15 protein-coding genes and 1 pseudogene are annotated in these 19133 nt (G+C 64.8%); 7 read left to right on the forward strand and 9 right to left on the reverse strand.

Features of this window, described 5'->3' with window-relative positions; all coding sequences use genetic code 11:
* Positions 1 to 72: 72 nt before the first annotated feature.
* Positions 73 to 732 (reverse strand): TetR/AcrR family transcriptional regulator, encoded by a 660-nt coding sequence (locus L942_RS29470; protein WP_037367064.1) that lies wholly within the window; start codon positions 730 to 732, stop codon positions 73 to 75.
* A gap of 111 nt (positions 733 to 843) precedes the next feature.
* Between L942_RS29470 and L942_RS29475 the strand changes: the two genes are divergently transcribed.
* From L942_RS29475 to L942_RS44535, 4 genes are all read left to right on the forward strand, one after another.
* A complete protein-coding gene (locus L942_RS29475; RefSeq protein ID WP_037366867.1) occupies positions 844 to 3522 on the forward strand; it encodes an MMPL family transporter in 2679 nt (892 codons plus the stop codon).
* The gene (locus L942_RS29480) at positions 3522 to 5510 is read left to right on the forward strand and encodes a YhgE/Pip family protein (protein ID WP_037366869.1); all 1989 of its coding nucleotides are present in this window, start codon (positions 3522 to 3524) and stop codon (positions 5508 to 5510) included. The genes L942_RS29475 and L942_RS29480 overlap by 1 nt, the downstream gene beginning before the upstream one ends.
* Positions 5507 to 6478, forward strand: a complete 972-nt coding sequence (locus L942_RS29485; RefSeq protein ID WP_037366871.1) for an amidohydrolase family protein — start codon at positions 5507 to 5509, stop codon at positions 6476 to 6478. Before L942_RS29480 ends, L942_RS29485 begins: the two co-directional genes overlap by 4 nt.
* A 402-nt stretch (positions 6479 to 6880) precedes the next feature.
* Positions 6881 to 7927, forward strand: a complete 1047-nt coding sequence (locus tag L942_RS44535) for a zinc ribbon domain-containing protein (RefSeq protein ID WP_158684557.1) — start codon at positions 6881 to 6883, stop codon at positions 7925 to 7927.
* Between the two features lie 151 nt (positions 7928 to 8078).
* On the opposite strand, the gene L942_RS44540 is transcribed toward L942_RS44535, so the two are convergent.
* The 3 genes and pseudogenes from L942_RS44540 to L942_RS45595 all read right to left on the reverse strand — a co-directional run.
* Positions 8079 to 8876 carry a hypothetical protein gene (locus L942_RS44540; RefSeq protein WP_158684558.1) on the reverse strand — a complete coding sequence of 266 codons (798 nt, stop codon included), beginning with the start codon at positions 8874 to 8876 and terminating at the stop codon, positions 8079 to 8081.
* 39 nt (positions 8877 to 8915) lie between these two features.
* Positions 8916 to 9296: a hypothetical protein gene (locus L942_RS29500; protein ID WP_158684559.1), complete on the reverse strand. Its 381-nt coding sequence runs from the start codon at positions 9294 to 9296 to the stop codon at positions 8916 to 8918.
* 845 nt (positions 9297 to 10141) lie between these two features.
* Positions 10142 to 10380 (reverse strand): annotated as a pseudogene (locus L942_RS45595) (IS3 family transposase); the annotation flags it as partial.
* 113 nt (positions 10381 to 10493) lie between these two features.
* Here L942_RS45595 and L942_RS44545 point away from each other — a divergent pair.
* Both L942_RS44545 and L942_RS44550 read left to right on the forward strand, forming a co-directional pair.
* On the forward strand, positions 10494 to 11876 hold the full coding sequence (locus L942_RS44545; protein WP_158684560.1) for a PIN-like domain-containing protein: 1383 nt from the start codon (positions 10494 to 10496) through the stop codon (positions 11874 to 11876).
* Between the two features lie 173 nt (positions 11877 to 12049).
* Positions 12050 to 13606: a hypothetical protein gene (locus L942_RS44550; RefSeq protein ID WP_158684561.1), complete on the forward strand. Its 1557-nt coding sequence runs from the start codon at positions 12050 to 12052 to the stop codon at positions 13604 to 13606.
* Between the two features lie 162 nt (positions 13607 to 13768).
* Here L942_RS44550 and L942_RS46230 read toward each other — a convergent pair whose 3' ends face one another.
* On the reverse strand, positions 13769 to 14485 hold the full coding sequence (locus L942_RS46230; RefSeq protein ID WP_106965080.1) for a helix-turn-helix domain-containing protein: 717 nt from the start codon (positions 14483 to 14485) through the stop codon (positions 13769 to 13771).
* A 40-nt stretch (positions 14486 to 14525) separates the two neighbouring features.
* Positions 14526 to 14798 carry a zinc finger protein gene (locus L942_RS29510; RefSeq protein ID WP_051166335.1) on the reverse strand — a complete coding sequence of 91 codons (273 nt, stop codon included), beginning with the start codon at positions 14796 to 14798 and terminating at the stop codon, positions 14526 to 14528.
* Between the two features lie 385 nt (positions 14799 to 15183).
* Here L942_RS29510 and L942_RS29515 point away from each other — a divergent pair, with 385 nt between their 5' ends.
* Complete coding sequence (locus L942_RS29515) at positions 15184 to 16611, forward strand: helix-turn-helix transcriptional regulator (protein ID WP_081655284.1); 1428 nt, start codon at positions 15184 to 15186, stop codon at positions 16609 to 16611.
* On the opposite strand, the gene L942_RS29520 is transcribed toward L942_RS29515, so the two are convergent.
* From L942_RS29520 to L942_RS29530, 3 genes are all read right to left on the reverse strand, one after another.
* Entirely contained in the window at positions 16600 to 16950 is a 351-nt protein-coding gene (locus L942_RS29520; RefSeq protein ID WP_037366874.1) for a hypothetical protein, read from the reverse strand. The genes L942_RS29515 and L942_RS29520 overlap by 12 nt on opposite strands.
* Positions 16947 to 18491, reverse strand: coding sequence for a hypothetical protein (locus tag L942_RS29525; protein ID WP_037367069.1), 1545 nt, complete (start codon positions 18489 to 18491; stop codon positions 16947 to 16949). Before L942_RS29525 ends, L942_RS29520 begins: the two co-directional genes overlap by 4 nt.
* A gap of 138 nt (positions 18492 to 18629) precedes the next feature.
* A complete protein-coding gene (locus tag L942_RS29530) occupies positions 18630 to 19010 on the reverse strand; it encodes a helix-turn-helix domain-containing protein (protein WP_037366876.1) in 381 nt (126 codons plus the stop codon).
* Between the last annotated feature and the right edge of the window lie 123 nt (positions 19011 to 19133).

A 19133-nucleotide genomic window follows, 5' to 3' on the forward strand; every position in this document is an offset into this window, starting at 1 on the left:
GCCCAGGCGCATTCCGGCATCGCGGGGCTCAAGCTCGTCCTCGGCGCCAGCCGTTCACCGCGAACCGCTGAGCTACCGGCCCGGAGCGATCAAGGCCGTGAAGAGCCGGGGGAGCACGTCGGTCAGATACCGGCTGTCGGCCTTGTCGGGGAGTCCGTCGAGGATCGCGCGTTCCAGCATGGTCTCGTAGAGGGCCACGATCGTGACGACGGCACTGCGCTGATCGACGGTCAGCCGCATGTCCAGCCGGTCGAGCAGGTTCTGCAGGATTTCCGCGAGCGCGTCGTGGAACCGGCCCTCGGCGGCAGCGGTCGGCTCGCGCAGTTCCGGTTGCCGCATGGCCTGGGCACGGAACTCGGCGTTGAGCAGATACCACGTCTCGTCGGCGGCGAGGGACTCCAGGAACAGCAGGCCGGCTTTCTGCAGTACCTCGTCGACGGAACCGGGCGCGGCCTCCTCGGCCGCCCGTTCGACGGCGGCGCGCAGCCGCTCGGCGCGCTCCCGCATCTCCGCTTCGTAGATCGCCAGGAACAGCTCTTCCTTGCTGGCGAAGTTCGAGTAGAACGCGCCGCGGGTGAAGCCGGCGCGTTCGCAGATCAGCTCGACCGGGGCATCGCGGATGCCCAGCTCGGTGAACACGTCGTAGGCCGCCGCCATGACCCGCCGCCGGGTCTCCGCGCGCCGCCGGGTCATGCCCTTCGGGGTGCTGAGACCCGCGCTGGTGGTCGCCATGCCGTTCACCTTACTTTCCCCGCCTCACCCAGCGGAGTGACGGGATGCACTATGCATCGGATACATGCTGTATTACGATACACGACGTATCCAACCTGGTCAGGAGTCTTCGTGTCGTCGTTCCTCTACCGGCTGGGCCGCGCCGCCGCCCGTGCCCGGGTGCTCGTGCTGGCGCTGTGGGTGGTGGTGCTGGCGGTCGCCGGCGGGGCGGCACTGGTGTTCAACCACGGGACCGACGACGCGTTCGCCATCCCCGGCTCCGAGTCGCAGGACGCGCTCGACCACCTCGGCCGGGTTTTCCCGGAGGTCAGCGGCACGTCGGCCCAGCTGGTCCTGGTCGTCCCGGACGGTACGAAGGCCGACACCCCGCAGAACCGCGTGGCGGTCGCGCGGGCGGTGACCCGGATCGGCAAGCTGGACCAGGTCGCCACCGTCGTGAACCCGTTCGACAAGAACGTCGACGGCGCGGTGTCGAACGACGACCGGGCCGCCTTGATCGCCGTGCCGCTGAAGGTGCAGCTCGCACAGGTCGACCCGACCACGAAGACCCAGCTCTCCGCGATCGCCGCGAATCTGGCGACCGCCACCGGCGCGAAGGTCTACACCGGGGGCGACGCGTTCTCCAACCGGGTCCCGAAGCTCAGTCCCACCGAAGGCATCGGCCTGCTCATCGCGCTGCTGGTCCTGGTGCTGATGTTCCGGTCCCTGATCGCCGCGGTCATGCCCCTGATCACGGCGGTTCTCGGCGTCGGCGTCGCCGTCGGGCTCATCTTTCTCGCCACGGTGGTCACGCCCATTTCCTCGACCGCGCCGATGCTGGCGGTGATGATCGGGCTCGCGGTCGGCATCGATTACGCCCTGTTCCTCCTGTCGCGGCACCGCGACCAGCTCGGCGAAGGGCTCGACGTGGAGGAGTCGATCGCCCGGGCCACCGCTACCGCCGGGTCGGCGGTCATCTTCGCCGGGCTCACGGTCGTGATCGCCCTGCTCGGCCTGGCCGTGGCGGGGATCCCGTTCCTGACCACGATGGGCGTCGCCGCCGCGGTCGCTGTGGCCCTGGCGGTCGCGATCGCCGTCACGCTGGTGCCTGCCCTGATGTCCTTCGCGGGCAAGCGGTTGCGGACGCGCACCCCGAAACCGCGGAAGACCCGGCCCCGCCGCAAGCCCCAGATCGCGCGTTGGTGGGTGCGCACCGCGACGAAGGCGCCCCTGGTCACCGTGCTGGTCGTGGTCGCCGGGCTGGCCGTGTGCGCGATCCCCGCGACTTCGCTGCGACTAGCGCTGCCGGACAACGGAACCGAGGAACACGGCAGCCCGGCCCGCGACACCTACGAGGTGGTCAGCGAACACTTCGGGCCCGGCTACAACGGCCCGCTCATCGTCACCGCCGACATCATCACCAGCACCGACCCGATCGGCCTGGTGAACAAGATCGCCGACGAGATCCGCCGCGTCCCCGGCGTCGCTTCCGTTCCCCTGTCCACCCCGAACCCCAAGGGCGACACCGGAATCATCCAGGTCGTCCCGACGACCGCGCCGGACTCCGCGCAGACCGACGAACTCGTGGCCCGGCTGCGCGGCCTGGAGCAGCACTTCCGGGACAGCTACGGGACGCAGACCGCGGTCACCGGCATCACCGCTGTCGGCATCGACGTCTCCGCCCAGCTCGGCAGCGCCCTGCTGCCGTTCGGGATCCTCGTCGTCGGGCTCTCGCTGATCCTGCTGGCCATGGTGTTCCGGTCGATCTGGGTGCCGATCAAGGCCACCGCCGGCTACTTGCTCTCGGTCGCCGCGGCCTTCGGGGCGACGTCGTTCGTGTTCGTGCAAGGACACCTCGCGGACGCCTTGAACGTGACCCACACCGGCAGCGTGATCAGCTTCCTGCCGATCATCCTGATGGGTGTCCTTTTCGGACTCGCGATGGACTACGAGGTCTTCCTCGTCTCGCGGATTCGCGAAGACTTCGTCCATCACGGCGATCCGCACCACGCGATCGAATCCGGCTTCGTCTCCGCCTCGCGGGTGGTGGTCGCGGCGGCGGTGATCATGTTCGCGGTGTTCGCCGCGTTCGTGCCCGAAGGCAGCGCCACCATCAAGCCGATCGCGTTCAGCCTCGCCGTCGGGGTCTTCGTCGACGCTTTCATCGTGCGGATGACCCTGGTGCCCGCGGTCCTGGCGCTGCTGGGCCGCCGCGCGTGGGGGCTGCCGCCGAAGCTCGACCGGATGCTGCCGGTGTTCGACGCCGAAGGCGACGCTCTCGTGCACGAACTGCGGCTCGCCGACTGGCCCGGCGTCGACGAGGCGGTCAGCGCTCGCGGCCTGCGGCTGGAGGACGACCGGGGCCATCCGGTGTATCACGACGTCGACCTGCACGTCCCCCGCGGCGGCGTGCTGGTGCTGCACGGTGCGGGTGCCTGCGGCAAGACCGCGCTGGCGTACACCCTCGCCGGGCGCGTCACCAAGTTCACCGGCGACCTCAAGGTGCTCGGCCGCGTCCTGCCCCAGCACACGCACGCCCTGCGCCGCGACGTCGCCGTCATCGCGGGCCGGGACACCCAGGACCCCGCCCGGCAGATCGTCGCCGCCCCCGACGCCGGACTCGTCGTGGTCGACGACGTCGACCTCGTGCTGCGCCCGGACATCCGCGACCACCTCCGCCGCCTCATCGCCGAACGGGGGACCACCACCTTCGTATTGACCTGCCAGGACCCCGAGCGCATCGCGGACCTGCTGCCCCCGGCCGCGCACCTGCATTCGCTCACCGCCGATCAGCCCGCCGAGGTCTTCTGATGCTCAAGCCCTTCGCCAACTCCGCCCGCGCCCTCGCCACGGGCCCGCTGACCTGGCGCACCTGGACCGGCCTGATCGCCGTCCCGCTCATCATCATGGGCCTGCTCACCTGGGCGTTCTGGACGCCGGAGCACAACCACGGCACCGCCAAGGCCGCCGTGGTCAACAACGACGAAGCCGTCCAGGTCAACGGCCAGACCATCCCGCTCGGCCGGCAGCTCGCCGGGTACCTCACCCACAGCGAAGATTCGGCCTACGACTGGGTGCTCACCGACGCCGACGACGCCTCCGCCGGCCTCGCCGACGGCAGCTACGCGGCCACGGTGACGATCCCGAAGGACTTCTCCGCCCGCGCCACCTCGGCCGCCACCGCCAAACCCCTCGACGCCCGCCAGGCCCAGGTGCAGGTGCAGACGACCGACGCCGCCGGCGTCAGCGACCCCGGCCTGGCGGACCACATCGCCCAAGCCACGCAACGGACGTTGAACCAGCAGGTCGTCCAGACCTATCTGGACAACGTGTACGTCGGCTTCACGACCCTGCACCAGAAGGTCGGCCAGGCCGCGGACGGCGCGGCGCAGCTCGCCGACGGCACCCGTCAGCTGGACGACGCCGCCGGGCAGCTGCGCACCGGGGCCGACCAGCTCGCCGCCGGAACCGCCCAACTCGCCACCGGCTCCGGCAAACTCGCTTCCGGGCTCACCCAAGCCGAGCGCGACACCGCGCGGCTGCCCGCGCTGACCCGGCAGCTGGCCGACGGCGCCGACCAGGTCGCCGACGGCAACGAACAGCTCGCCGGCGTCGTCGTGCCGCTGGCCAACCGGATCATCGCCGCCATCGACACCCTCCCCTCGGCGAGCAGCGCGGCCCGGCAGTTCCAGCAGCTCGCCGGCCAGTGCGCCGCCACCGGCGGTTCGGCCTCGTTCTGCGCCGACCTGCGCCGAACCGCGGACCGGTTCACCACCGACGCGCAGAAGATCGACAACGCCACATCCGCCGTCCGCGCCAACGCCGTCAAGGCCCGCGACTCCATTCAGGCGCTCGCGACCGGAGCCCGCAAGGTCGCCGACGGCAACGCCCAGCTCGCCGCAAAATCCAAGGAGCTGGCCGCCGGGATCGCGTCCGCCGCGAGCGGCGCGCGGCAGCTCGACAGCGGCATCCGGCAAGCCAACTCCGGCGCGCAAAAGCTCGCTTCCGGCACCGGACAGCTGAAGGGCGGGACCAAGAAGGTCGACGACGGCGCCGGGCAACTCGCCACCCAGCTGAACCAGGGCCGTGACCAGGTGCCCAGCTACTCCGACGCCGAACGCGCGCACCTCAAGACCGTCGCCGCCGACCCGAGCACCGCTTCGACCGACGGCACCCCGATCGGCACCCTGGGCTTGACGCTGTTCGCCGCGCTCGCGCTGTGGGCGCTGGCCTTGGCCACCTACATCGTCACCCGGGCCGTGCCGGACGGCGTCCTGACCGCTCGCGAGCCGACCTGGCGAATCATCGTGCGGGCCGCCATCCCCGGCGCGACGGCAGCCGCCCTCGCGGCGCTCGCCATCACCGCGATCGCCGTCCCCGTCCTGAAACTCGGCGTCGCCGGCACCCTCGGCTTCCTGCTGATCGCGCTGCTGGCCGCCTCCGCGTTCGTCGCGCTCAACCAGGCCGCCACGGCGATCTTCGGCCGAGCCGGAAGGATCGCGTCGCTGGCCGTGCTGGTCCTGGCGGGCGCGACCGGCGTCGTCTCGACGTTGCCCGGCCCGCTGTACGCGCTCGCCGACTACCTCCCGACCCACGGCGCCGTCCTGGCCCTGCGCGCCGCGGCCACCGACGGCACCGGCCTCACGACCGGGGTCGCCCAGCTCGCCGCGTGGCTGGTCGTCGGCACCCTCGTCTCGATCCTGATCACCGACCGCCGCCGCTACCTGTCGAGCAGGAGCGTCCGGCTCCGTCCCGTCAGGCCCTCGATCCCCTTCGCCGGAAAGGAAAACCTCGCATGAGCCGCGCCCAGCGCATCGACACCCATCAGCATCTCGTGCCGCCCGATTACGCGAAGTGGATGCACGAGAAGGGCGTCCGGCCCGGCGGGGTGGACCTGCCCGCGTGGTCGCCGTCGGCCTCGCTGAAGTTCATGGACGGCCACGGGATCCGCACCGGCATCCTGTCGCTGTCGACGCCCGGGGTGCACTTCGGCGACGACGCCGAGGCGCGCCGCTGGGCACGGGACGTCAACGAGTACACCGCTTCCGTGGTCGCGGACCGCCCGGACCGGTTCGGGTTCTTCGCCACCCTGACCCTGCCCGACGTCGACGGCGCGCTCGCCGAGGCCGAGTACGCCCTCGACACTCTGCACGCCGACGGGATCGTGCTGCTGGCCAACAACGACGGCCGCTACCTGGGCGACCCCGGGTTCGCCCCGCTGCTGCAGTTCCTGCACGACCGGCAGGCCGTGGTGTTCATCCACCCGGGCGAGCTGCCCGCCCCGGAAGTGCCCGGCATCCCGACGTTCACCGCGGACTTCCTGCTCGACACCACCCGCACGGCGATCAGCCTCATCCTGTCCGGTGCGATGGCGAAATACCCCGGGATCAAGTTCATCCTCGCCCACGCCGGTGGGTTCGTGCCCTACATCTCCTACCGCATCCTGCTCACGATGATGAGCACCAGGAACAAGGCCCAGCAGGCGTGGACGCTGCTCGACCAGAAGCACCAGGTGCCCAAACAACTAGCCGTGCTGCGCCAGTTCTACTACGACATCGCGCTGTCAGCGTCACCCGCGGCCCTGCCGAGCCTGCTCGAAGTGGCAGACCCGGACCACATCACCTACGGCAGCGACTACCCGTTCGCCCCGCCGCCCGCGGTGAGCTTCCTGAACAAGACCTACGAGAAGTACCCGCTCGACGACAAGCTGCGGGCCGCGATCGACCGCGGCAACTCCGAGGACCTCTTTCCCCGCCTGAAAAGCTGACCGCGGACAGCGAACCGGCGGCTGGGCACGAAGCCCGAGCTTCGGCGACGAAGAACGGAGCCACGCTCGCGACGTCGGCGAAGTCGAGAACGCGATTGAGACGGGCTTCCTCGAAGCGGTCATGCCCGTGCTGCTTTCAGGAGGATCTTGGTGGCCCGGCATTGTGCGTGCCGAATGGTCCGTCCATACAGGTCAGGGGTCATCGGCGGGTGACTGATCGCGGCTCGTGCTCGCTCGCTTCGCCTATCTCGCCGTCGCTCACGCCTTCGCCGTATTGGATCTACTGCCGATGAGCAACCGCGAGAAGGACATCGAAATTCTCGCTCTGCGCAATCAACTCGCCATCCTGCAACGACAACTGGGCGATCAACGCCCCCGGCTACGAGCCTAGAACCGGGCGCTGTGGGCGGCGCTGCTCGTGCCGCTGGCCCTTGCGGCACTGCGCCTGCTCGTCAACATCTGCTGCAGACTGCGGCAGGTCTGCTTCCGGCGGACCGGCCGGAGGGCGACCGCAGCCCGCGGGAGATACGGGAGGGCCTTCGCGACCGGGATCTGAAGATCTTCTGCGGTCGCGAGACTCGCGAACTCCGGCCAGCCGCTGCGCGAGAAGTCGTCTGCCCCGGAAGGCCGCCGGGGCAGCTTGCGCTCGACCTGGACTGCAGCCCCCTCGCCGACGCGCCGTCGGAGCACCGGACCGAGCCCGCCGAGGAGCACGAGAACCTGTTCCCCGAAGCCGACGAGCGACCGGTGTCATCAGGCCATGACCATTACGCGTTTCGCGGACGAGTCCGGTGCGATCACTGCAAGCGCAAGATGGAGGGGACGCCGCGGGACACGCGGATCTACTACCGCTGCGCCGCCCGGACGCTTGTCCCTGGCTCACCGGCTCTGGCTGATCACCCGAAGAACATCTATCTGCCGGAAGCGGCGTTGCTAGGTCCGTTGAACAGCTACATCCACGATGCGTTCTCGGAGGATCAACGTGACGCAACTGTGGACGCAATGCTGGGCGTCGCTGGCGACGTGAACGTCAACCCGCAGCGCACCGCGGATGCTCAGCGGCGGCTGACTCAAGCGAAGACTCGATTGGCGAGGCTTACGCAGGCCATCGAGGCCGGTGCGGACCTGGAAGCGCTGATCGAACCCCTGAACCGCGCGAGGGAGGAACGCGACGCGGCGGCAGAGGAGCTGGCGAGGACTCCGGCTGGTTCAGAGCTGGGGAGAGCGGACGTTGAGGCGCTGGTCGACTCGCTGGCGGACGCCGGGAGACAGGTGATCAGCGCGAGCCCGGCCCGGCTGCAAGAGCTATACGAGGAGATCGGCCTGGAACTGGTCTATAACGCGAAAGAGCGGATGGTCGATGTGACCATCCGCCCACCCCGTAGGGTTAGTACGCGTGTCCGAGGGGCGAGTTGCTCACTATTCACACGCCTCCACCTGACCCAGTGAACGACACAGCTTTCCCTCAGAAGCCGGCCCGTCGGTTTGGCGCTGGCTTACCGTCGGCGAGCAGATGACTCTGCGGCCGTAGCGCGCGTTGGTTGATGGCGGTGGTCCACATGCCAGTGAGTCGAGTGCGTCCGGATAGCAGGCTCGTCGGTCAGACTCCTGCGGTTATGTCATTGGCGCAGCGTCGTATGTCGTCCGAGTTCGTGTAACCCGCAGCCGCCAACAGTTCCTCCAGGAAGGGCTGAAGAATCACAGGCAGAGGAGCGTTGCACGAGACCCCGTTGAGCGAACGGCTGCCATATCCGTCTGGTCCGCAACTCGGTCGTGGATCCGTCATCCGTTTCGTTGGCAAGGCGGTCGACGTGGCCAGGTCGGTCCACCAGATACTTCCCCCCTGGTCGTGGCTCACGGCCAGGGCGTTGACGCCGATGCGCCAGTCGAGGCGCCGCCACCGCTCGAACCTCCGATGTCGATGGACGCTGCGATAGGCCTCGGACCGCACGACGTCATGAAGCCGACCGAGCACCGAGAGCGTCTCGTCAAGAGGCAGGGTCGTCGACGGAGGAACCGCGAGGTTCCACATCAACTCTATTAACCCCGTCGGATAAAAACTGATCCAGCTGGATGCGTTGGCTAGACCGGGGACGGGCTGGCAATATCGGACCAGATCTGGCCCGCTGTAGTCGGCACTTTCCGTGAATAGGTCCGCCAGTTGATCTGCGACGATGTCGTGAGCGGCGCTCATGAAGTCAACCGGCAATCGATGACCGGCAGAATCGCTCGGAGCGACAGCGACGAATAGGCAAAACGAGTAGTACTGGTGCACAGGGCTACGCTGCCGCCCAGTGATCGGGCGGTGGTCCGGTCGAACCTGCCGATTGAGCCACCGGCCGACGGGGCCAAGTTTCGTCAGGAGCCACCCGATGACGGGCCCCTCGATGCTCGTCATGTCAGCGCTCGCTCGATCTCGAAGACGGTCATGTCAGTCCTATTTTGCCAGTACCAAACGTAGGACACTCCACATGATGCCGCCGATGCCGATGATCTCGAAGGAGATCGCGGTGGTAAGCAGCCGAGCAACCTTTATGTTCCGCTTGCGCGCTGACTCGACCGCGGTTAGTTGAGTCCGCGCGATCTCTCTGTGTGCGTGAACCTCCGGAGCTTTCCACGCCTGGTCGTCAAGAAGGGGCCGCAAGTTCCTGAGCACCACCACCTCGACGCCGCGCGGCAAGTTCGTCGCAATACCCAAGATCGCAGCGAGCGCGAGAGATGCGGCGGCCAGGCACAGCGGTAGCTTCGTACTCCCCGGAAGGACGAAGTTTTGGGCCTTGGTCGCGAGGGCCGCCAGCCCGAGCAACAGTGTGACCAAGGTGCCAGACGAGCTGATCACTGCCAGGCCCCGCGACTGCACCGAGGACGCGGGGCCTCCGCTTTCTCCGCTTCCTTGGTGATCAAAGCGGCGATCATTGGGCCGGCCAGCGCAGCCGCTGAGATGCCGGCCGACCGTGACTCGTCGTTCGCCATGACAGTATCTAGCCTCGACGGTGGTCCTCGCTGATCCCTCGTGTCTCAACACGGCTCCGACCCGCGTCCTTCTCGATGACCCGTTCTGTCCCTATCGTCGGATACACAAACGGCTCCTCCGAAGACGCGTTCGACAGCCCCGTCTGCTGTGGGGCGTCGGCGGTTGGCGGGTTTTCGTCACCCATGGCCACACTCCTGCTAGATGTTCTGAACTGCCCACGGACGCAGGCCAGCTCGGAAGTTGTACTCTCTTCGTCAAGCCCATCATGCTGCCGGCGGAACACGGAGGCCGACACGCCGAAACAAGCCACGGGGTACGGCGATAGCGGCAGCCGGTTTGTCGTTCAGGTCGCCCGCTCGGTTCAGACCGTAGTGGCCGCGGTGCCTAGCGTCGGTTGACGTCACCCTCGATCACGGATCTGGCCGCACTCGCACATTTCCCCGGAGGAGGCCATGCCCGGTTCGCAGCGGGCCGGGGTGACGACGATCCCGCCGGCGATCGCCGTCAGTGCATATGGGTGAAGCAGCGCAGCCGATTCCGTCTGCTTCCGGCCAGCGGGGCCAGGACCGGACTGATGGCGCGAATCGTCCGCGGCGACGTCCTCCCCCTGAAACAAGCGCGCGCGGCGGGACTCCAATCCGACGAGTGAGCTGCACCTGTCGACCTTGCCTTAAGCCTCCGAACAGGTGTGCGGCGTTGATCAAATGCGCGTCGTCGTAGTCCTGTTGCAGACCGGGGCTACGCGCCATCGGCAGCAGGCCTGCCGGGAGGTGCCCAAGACCCTGCACGTCACCGCTACCGGCACCCGCACAGGGGCGCCGGCCGCGGCCAGTTCACGCCACTAGCGGGAAGGCTATTTTCCCGGGAGATTGTCCTGCGCGAGGTAGGCCGCTGCCTTGCGGAAGACCTCGTTCTCCTGCTCCAACACGGAGTTGGACCCTGCGAGCTAGAAGACGGTATCAAGTCGATGCAGAAATGAATCCAATAAGTGACGCTAGCCTGAAGTGTAACTGTCGATGAAGGAACTTCGATGCTTTACCTATGACCCGTGAGCACTTGGATGACATCAGCGCCATCCCTTCCGCCAAGCTTCCCGCCACCGACAGGGCTCGCGGCATATACAGTGACTTTGAAGCGTATAAGACGCCGACAGATTCAGATTACGCGGCTCTGCTGAAGGAGGGCCTCATCAGTGTCGATGCGAACGTCCTTCTAAATGTGTATAGGTACACGGATCAAGCACGATCGGATTTGCTTGAAGTCTTGGCTAACCTTGGTGAAAACCTGTGGGTCTCTCACCAGGTTATTCGGGAGTTTTGGAGACATAGGGAATCGACCCTTCGTGAACGCAAAGATACAACTAGGACCGTCGGCGAACTGGCTACTGAAAAAAACAAATCTGTCCAGGTCATTCGATCCTGGGGTAATCGGGTGTTCCTGGCTCAGGGTGATCTAGACCGGATGATCAGTATCATATCCGATGCTTTTGGAAAAGTGTCCGAAGAAATTGAGAGGCACGACGATGGCCAGTCCGAAAAGGCTCGCAGTAGTACACATGAAGACTTGGTTCTAGGGGAACTGGAGCGGACTTTAGATGGGCATATTGGCGAGCCGTTGGAGAAACCCGAATACGATGAGGCCGTAAAAGAGGGCCTGCGCCGAGTCGAGCTTCAGATTCCTCCTGGATACAAGGATAAAGCAAAATCGCAGGGTGAACGAGCTGCAGGCGACTACCTAGTCTGGACGCAACTTGTACGCGAAGCGAAGCGTCGACAGCGTGATGTGGTATTTGTAACAAATGATCTAAAAGAGGACTGGTGGCGTATCGAGCCAGGTGAGCTGCGCCGGGGCCCTCGTCCAGAGCTAAGCAACGAGATGCGTGAGCTTGCAGGCGTGAGTTTATTCCTCATGCGACCAGGCTCGTTGCTTGAGCACGCGAGTCGCGTGCTTCAGGTTGAAGTCCAAGCGCAATCGGTAAAAGACGTTAACCGTGTAGACGAACTCCTCTCCCAGGGGGAAGGGGTTGAAAGTGAGTTCGGGGGCTGGACAACCGTTGGGCTGTCAGCTGTTCTGAGCAAGCTCCACTCCGAGGCACCTGTACAGGCGGCAGCAATAGCAGAAGCTGCACTTGGTGGGGACGGGTACATTAGCAGGTCTGAAGTCTATAAGATCGGTAGATACTCGCAGGATCGCAAATTGATAGGGTTTACGCGTCCGGTCAATAGAATCACGGACGAGATGCGCGATATGGGATTTGTGGCATCCGAGGCGGTGCAGATACTCGACACCGACTACGGGACTGATGCACCAGGGTTCGGCTGGGCGAGCGGGTTTAGGATCAACGAAGCGGTTTTGCCGCTTTTTTCAAGTCTGCACTCAAATTTGCTGATCAATATTCGATCGACCGAACCGATGGAAGAATGAAAGGAAACCTTGCGCGACTTCGCATATCTTTCCCGTAAGGCTCTCAGCTCGTTAGCGATTTTTATTGCCGTGGTAGGGTGATGGACTTGGGAGACATTGATTACCGGCGGCTTATGAGAACCGGTAATGCTATCACAAGGATACTTTGAGTGCTGCGCAATACTGGAGTGTAATTGAGCGAGGCGAGTGGCAATGAACAAGTCAATTCAGGTGAGAATAGTGGAGGGGGTCCCGATAAGGTAAATGAAGAGCCCCTGAAGGGAAGCGGGCTCGTCAAAAAACAGAGATGGAAGGATAGGCGATCAGTCCACTCGCTGAAAAAGCTAGCGGATCACGAACCGGGTGGACTACATCAAGAGTTTGAGAAGCGTGAGAATGATCGCACGAGGCTGCCTGTTGGCGAGACGGCCCACTTCGGGGCAGTTATGTTCGCAGAAGCGTTCACTCCATCCACTGTTTCGCGCCTATATGAAAGTCTCGAAGACGGGGATCGGCGACGACATGGAGTAAGTGCGCGTGAGCAGCTACGACTGAATCGGCAAGGCCAGTTTTCCGGGTGGCAGAACCTAGGCTACGTAAGGAGGCCAGGTCAGTTTTCTTTGAATGGTAAACATGACCCGAATTTGCCCGAATTCGTAGATGCCGCATGGGTTAAGCTGCACTATCTGACAGCATCGCTTTCTATTGTTGTCACGACTTTTACTATAAAAGAAAACCACGGCGATCTTTCGGGTGTTCTTCGAACCGACTACCGTGACGAATCGGGTCCCGCTCGCATCAGAGTTTTTGGATTTGCAGGCCCAATACGGTCGCGCATCCCTTTTTCTCGACCTAAGCGGTTTCGTGTCGAATCCAATATTCGCAGTGCGTTTGATGCCAAGCGAGAAGCCGCCTTCGGGAAAGTAGAAGCAATGGAATCGGCGTGTCATCGCTGGCTTTCGAAGGAGTATCCGGGGAGGTTCGCGCAATACGACCGGAAAACAAGGCCGACAATAAGAGTATTTCTCATAGGCGGCGAGAGGCCATTTCAGGATAAGGGGGGCTGGTTGTCAGAATTAGATCTCGACCGAGTGTACGGATCCTGGGAATCAGTTAACCAGCCGGGCTGGTTTCTTTCTGAGTATAGAGGTATCGGATCGGAGACGCGCAGCATCGTAACTGTTGCAGCGAGACGCGACGACGTGCAAGTGGCGAATACTCAAGACCCGACTAGCGTCTGGTCTGTGACCCAAAAGTTTCACGACAGTCACTCGCCGCTAGCTGTAAAAGTTACCTTGGCGTCTTTACTTTCAATCTACGATGATCGATTAGGGGAAATACGAGACAATGCTCAATCTCAAAAGTTTCCACGGCGGCCAGTAAAGGAGGCGAAGCGACTAGAAGAGTACTTGATGGGAGACGGACTGGATGCCTCTGTGGTTATTCAGGATATACTGGAAATTACGAAGGATGTGACAAAATTCCGAGGTGACACTCCTGAGTATCGAGAGCGGGTTCCGGAGGTGATAAAAGCCCGGCTACCGCGAGCTGCAGGGGAGCTCGGCTCGTCTATGCGCGATTCGATTCGGCACCGCGCGACCTCGCTGGAGAATTATACTAAATCAATCACCGAGAACTTCCGGGCTTCCGCTGAGCTTCGTCAAGCCATAACGAACGCGAGACTTCAACGCGCGGCGGCCGCTTTGTCAATTCTCGCACTGGTGGCAGCCGTGCTCGCCCTTGTTAAGTAAGGCCTGGCTAACTGAGCAGCGGCCTGGCAAGTAATGATGTGGAATAACGTGGTTTGATTTAAGATTGTTACCCCCTGGGCAGGGTCATCGGATCCACTGGGTGGAGGGTTGTGTTGATCGAGGAAGCATGATATGTGCTGCAGCAAGAATAAGTCGGTCGATCTATATTTGCGGATGTGCGATCTTGCGCAGTATTTTGATATCTGTTTCACAGTGCGATGGTGGAGTATCTTGGTCTGCGATTAGGATGCCAGCGTCCCGCTGACTGTAATATATGACAATTCCGCCATCCGGCATGCTATATCGATCGAAGGCGGTGATGAGGCCGCTGCGCCAGGCAAGCTCTGCTTGAACGATTCGCAGCGTCAACAGTTGGGATCCTGATGTGGCCGACCGCGGGAGCGAATGCAGCTGTCGTCGGAGCGTCGCGACGCTAGTGTCGTCGGCATCGAACGCTCGGTCTGAGATGAACGCTTCGATCGGGGTGGAGCACGGCTCGGGCCGCTGGTGGATGACGTGGAGCAGTTCGGGGATTACGAGCGGGTTCCATGTCACTACGCTATGAGCAGCTAGTCCATGGGTTAAAAGGGCTGTTGTACGCGCCGGCGATAGCGGCGCGCCATGGACTACCCAAGACTCTCCTGGTGTGCCGCTAGCCAGGCGGAGGATGTCGCGTTTCGCATGACCCGTCGCTCCGATCGCACCGAGGATGCATGCAACATCGCTGATGTTTGGTATGCGACGCGCCTGCTCCCAGCTGGAGAGCACCGCAGGTGCAATGCCGATCCGGCGCGCGAGTTCACGGAGTCCGAAGTTTGCTTCGATCCGCGCACTGCGGAGGGTGGTGCCGAGGATGCGTGTGCGAGGACTGGACGGCATGGCGGTTCTGCTTCGTTCCTGCTTGTAGTGGGTGAAAGCCCTATTTGGGGCGCGACCGTGGCAGCCCGGGATGGTCCGGCCGGATCGGGATCCCGCGGGCGCGGCGGTACTGGTAGTCGCAGTAGACGCACGTGAGCAGGGCGCCGTTGGGGGCGCGCGTGTCACGTGGCCGGAAACCGGCAGGCGCGGTGAGGCCGCACAGCATGGTTACGTCGTCTCCGGGGTCCGGGACGGAATCGAGCGCGGAGCGGTGCCATACGCCTTCTATGACTGGGTGTACGTGGTCGAGGTCGATGAAGATCAGCGCTTGCATGAGGGTCTCCGTACCAGTGGTCGAGGTGTCTCGGAGCTGTCACAGCGTGCCGGGAGGGCGTGGGGCGGCGTGACACGACGAAAGCGGTTGTGCGCTGGGGGAACACGGTTGTGACGGCTGTGACGTGTCCCGTGGTGCGTCCGCCGGTGCGCCCGAGGCGGTCAGTTCGGGCCATTGGCAGCCGCTGCGAGTGGCGTCACAGCGGTTCGTGTCGATGGGGATCGAACATGTCTTGTGCTGGCGTGGGCTGTTGAAATCATTCAAGTCCAGCGACGGACGCGAGACCACGGCGTGCGTGTGGCAAGGCTGTGGCACTTGTACCGCTGACCTGTGTCTGCATTTGCTATTGTCCGACTTGACAGGTCGGGAGGGGTGAAGCAGGGCGATGGGCAAGCGTCGGGAAGCGCTGATTTTGGCTCGTGAGGATGCTGGCCACACCCAGGAGACGCTTGCTGCGGTGCTTAGTGTCGACCGGACGACCGTTGCACGCTGGGAATCCGGCGGGCATCGTCCGCTGCCTCACCAGTGGCCGGAGCTGGGGCGGGTGCTTGGGCGGCCGGTCGCGGAGGTGCGGGCATTCTTCGGCGAAGGCTCGTTCGAGGCGGAGGGGTCCGCGCTTGCGTCGGCATTTGCCTGGCTGGACCGGTCGGCGGGGTGGGCTTCCGGAACTGCTCGGCGAGCGGCGCGACCAAAAGCGAGGCGCGGGGGCCTGTCCGGTCGTCGGTCGGCGGAGGCCGAGGTGCTGCGGCGGTACTACGGCACGTTGTACGGCGAGCACTGCTACTTCGCTGCGGAGGTCGATGGCGACGGGGTCGCCACGAGTGTGCTGACCAGGCCGGGCTGGACTGATCTCCGCTGCTCGTTGGACGTCGGTGGGGACGCGCTCAAGCTTGATCTGCATGCGGATGCGCCGGTGCGACGTGCGGCACCGGACGTCGCCGTGTCCCGGCTATCGGAGGCCGAGAAAGCGGACGTCCGCATTGCCGACCGCCCGCTGTATCGGCTGCTTGACGTCGACGTGCGCGCTGGCCAGGTGGGCGGAACGGTCGGCACGGCATCGTTTATGGATTACGCGTTGGGGCCTGACCTGCTCGAACGGGAGTTGGCGGCCGGTGAGATGTGGCTGCGGAGCGATCTGCTGCCGGATCTCCCGAGCGTTCTCGACGTGCATAACCGCCTTTGCGCTGGTGGGGTACTGGCACTGACAGCGATCGCGCGGCCGGCGGATCCCGCCCGCGGTGGGGCTGACTATCTCCTGCTCGTCCAGGAGCGATCAAACCACGTGGTCAACGGGTCGGGCCGGCTCGCTGTGATCCCGAAGGGGTTCCACGGGCCGCTTGCGGACCAGCGCGGCGACGCGCGGATCGGTGCGACGCTCCGGCGTGAGCTTGAGGAAGAGTTGTTCGGCCGGGACGACGTCGACACCACGGCAGAGGTGCAGCGCGCAGCAGACCCGATGCACCCGGCGCGGCTGTCGGAGCCGATGCGGTGGCTGACGGCAGAGCCGAGCCGCATGCGGATGGAGTGCACGGGCTTTGGGTTCAACCTGGTCAGCGGCAACTACGAGTTTGCGGCGGTCGTCGTGATCGAAGACGAGGAGTTTTGGCCGCGCTTCGGCGGCGTTGTCGAGGCAAACTGGGAAGTCTCAGGCATGCGGCAGTACTCGTCGCTCGACCGGGAGCTGGTCGGCGAGCTGATCACCGACGAGAAGTGGACGAACGAAGGCCTGTTCGCGTTCCTGCTGGGCCTGCGCCGATTGTCGGAAATCGGCGGCGCAAGGGTGTCGTTGCCGTCGATCGACTTACATGGCTGAAGGCCACCGGACGGTCAGCACGACGGAGTCGGCGAGCGCTTCCCAGGAGTGGTCGACGCCTGGACCCCACATGACGTAATCGCCTTGGTGTGACATGGTTTTCGTGCCGCCGGTGACGTCGATGCGGAACTGGCCGGAGATGAGCATGACGAGCGTGGTGCGCTGGTCGTCGGCCGTCCACTCGGGACGCTTGTCTCCTGCGGGGTGGTTGGCCCACTTGACTTCTACGTCGTTCGTGGCTCGAACTCCGTGCGAGGGGTCAAGGAAGTGGCCGACCAGCCAGCCGCGGTTGCCTGCGGCGTCTTCGTTGGCATTGCCGCTGGTCCAACCCTCGGTCACTCGCTGATCTCCCACTCGATCGTTGGCAGGCGCACCCGGTCTCCGCCGATTTCCGCGAGGCGTCGAAGTCCTTGCGTCATGGCGAACAAACCTTCGTTGCTCCACGCTACATCAGTCAGCAGTTCGGTCAGAAGCTCGATGTCCGTGGTCGAATACTGGCGCAGCATCGAGGATTCCCAGTTCGCGGCGACGACTCCGCCGTACTGGTTCCAGAACTCTTCGTCCTCGATGACGATGAGGCTGGCGAACTCGAAGTTGCCGCTCACCAAGTTCAGCCCGAACCCGGTCGTCTCCATACGGAGGCGGCCGGGTTTTTGCATGAGCCACCGCATCGGCTCCGACATCAGCGTCGGGTGCATCGGGTCTGCGGTCAGCGAGTCGGCGACGGTGTTATCGATGTCGGGGCGGCCGAACAGTTCCTCTTCCATCTCGCGGCGGAGGGTCGCGCCGATCTGCGCGTCGCGGCGGACGTCGGTGAGGGGCTGGTGGAAGCCCTTCGGGATGACGGCCAGGCGGCGCGCGGCGTTCAGGACGTTGCCCGAGCGTTCTTGGACTAGCAGGACGTAGTCGGCTTCTCCGCGGAATGGGTCGGTGGGGCGGGCAATGGCGGTGAGGGCTAGTGCGCCGCCGGCGCAGAGGCGGTCGCTGACGTTGAGGACGGACGCGAGGTCGGGGAGGTAGCGGTCTCGCAACGGGAGCTTGAGCGGTCCGCCAGCGATGATGGCGTCGACCAGTTCGCCCTCCAGCAGGTCCAGCGTCAAGGCGTAGTGGACGAAGTGCGTGGTGCCGAAGGATCCGGCGAGCTGGTGTTCAGCAATATCGAGGGCAAGCGCGCGGTACAGGGGGCTGTTCACGAGGCGGGTGTTCATGGCCAGCGACTCGGCGAGGCGGTGAACTGCTGCGGTTGCAGCGCGCTCGTCGAGGGCCAGGTCTGCCTCGGGTTGCGCGGTGGCGACCTGGAATCGGTCTGATGCGGGCCGCAGCTCGCAGTCGAGGTCTAGCCAGTTCGCGCAGGTCAGGACGCTGGTGTTCACGAGTTCGGTGCTGACTCGGGCGGTGTAAAGGCCGTGGTCGCCGGTCCGGGTGCCGTAGTAGGTGGCGAGTGCGTCGGCGGTGTCGCGTTGGGTGACCCAGCTACGGCGGGTGCTGCGGTCGCGCAGGGCTTGGGTGTCCAGTTGTGCGGCTTTGGCGGCGACTGCGCGGCGGGCGGTTCCGGGCGACCAGTGTGCGTGCTGGTCGATCCATTCGAGCGCGGACGCGATGTTCGGGTCGTCGTCCAGGCGGGGATCTCCGGGTGTCTCGGCCGGTGCGGTGCCGGTCAGCTCGGCGAAGCGGGCGCGCTCGGCGTCACCGATTTGCTCGTACGCGCGGTCGAGCACCTGTTGCATCTCCGACCGCGGGCGCAGGTCCGGCTTTTGGTGCCAGGACGCGACCGTGCGGACGCCGATGCCTAGGTGTGCGGCGAAACCCTCGTTGCTCATTCGGAGAGCGGCTTGCAGCGCTGATGCGGTGCGGCCCGTCCATTCGTCGGCCGGATTCATCGGCGCGCGCATTCCGAATTCGAAGCTGCATTAGTCGTGCACTGCTCATGCACTGGCGATGCATGGGAACGGTCGCCGTTTCGGCCTTGAATTCGGGGTATGGAAATCACCTGGTTCATCAGCCCGAAGCGCAAGCCGTCAGCGCTTCTTCTGCACGTGGTCGACGACGGTCGCCAGGCTGGTCTGGACGTCGTCCAGCCGGTCGAAGATCTCGTCCAGGCGCTGTTCGAGCGCGTCGAGACGGGTCGAGAGTTCGCTACCGTCGTCGGCCGGCTCGTCGGGGTGCGGCGGCGTGCGGTTCTGCAGCACGGCCTGCAAATGCTGCGGGTGCCAGCCGAGCGTGGTCGAGAGTGCTTCGAGCGTGCGCGCGCTCCGTCGGCGCTCGACCGTGTGGTGCTGCAGCTCGCGCACGATCGCCTGCGACACGTGCGACCGCTCCGCCAGCTCTCGCTGTCGCCAGCCGAGTTCGTGCACGCGCATGTCGATCGCCTTCGCGACCGCCGCCCAATCCTCCGACACCTATTCCTCCGCGCTCCGCCTCAGCGCCGAGATTAGCGCGTCATTGCGCTTTTCTCGCGCCGCGTAGCGGGTGTTCCGCGGCGCGTCGGATATCTATGCCCTTCGGGCAGCTGAAATCAACAA

Origin of the sequence: Amycolatopsis orientalis DSM 43388 (assembly GCF_000411975.1) — a bacterium.
Classification (GTDB): Bacteria; Actinomycetota; Actinomycetes; order Mycobacteriales; family Pseudonocardiaceae; genus Amycolatopsis; species Amycolatopsis orientalis_D.

Coding starts and splice junctions, on each gene's coding strand:
- L942_RS29470 (WP_037367064.1), bottom strand. CDS start 732: ATGGCGACCACCAGCGCGGGTCTCAGCACCCCGAAGGGCATGACCCGG.
- L942_RS29480 (WP_037366869.1), top strand. CDS start 3,522: ATGCTCAAGCCCTTCGCCAACTCCGCCCGCGCCCTCGCCACGGGCCCG.
- L942_RS29485 (WP_037366871.1), top strand. CDS start 5,507: ATGAGCCGCGCCCAGCGCATCGACACCCATCAGCATCTCGTGCCGCCC.
- L942_RS44540 (WP_158684558.1), bottom strand. CDS start 8,876: ATGACGAGCATCGAGGGGCCCGTCATCGGGTGGCTCCTGACGAAACTT.
- L942_RS44545 (WP_158684560.1), top strand. CDS start 10,494: ATGACCCGTGAGCACTTGGATGACATCAGCGCCATCCCTTCCGCCAAG.
- L942_RS46230 (WP_106965080.1), bottom strand. CDS start 14,485: ATGCCGTCCAGTCCTCGCACACGCATCCTCGGCACCACCCTCCGCAGT.
- L942_RS29510 (WP_051166335.1), bottom strand. CDS start 14,798: ATGCAAGCGCTGATCTTCATCGACCTCGACCACGTACACCCAGTCATA.
- L942_RS29515 (WP_081655284.1), top strand. CDS start 15,184: ATGGGCAAGCGTCGGGAAGCGCTGATTTTGGCTCGTGAGGATGCTGGC.
- L942_RS29525 (WP_037367069.1), bottom strand. CDS start 18,491: ATGAATCCGGCCGACGAATGGACGGGCCGCACCGCATCAGCGCTGCAA.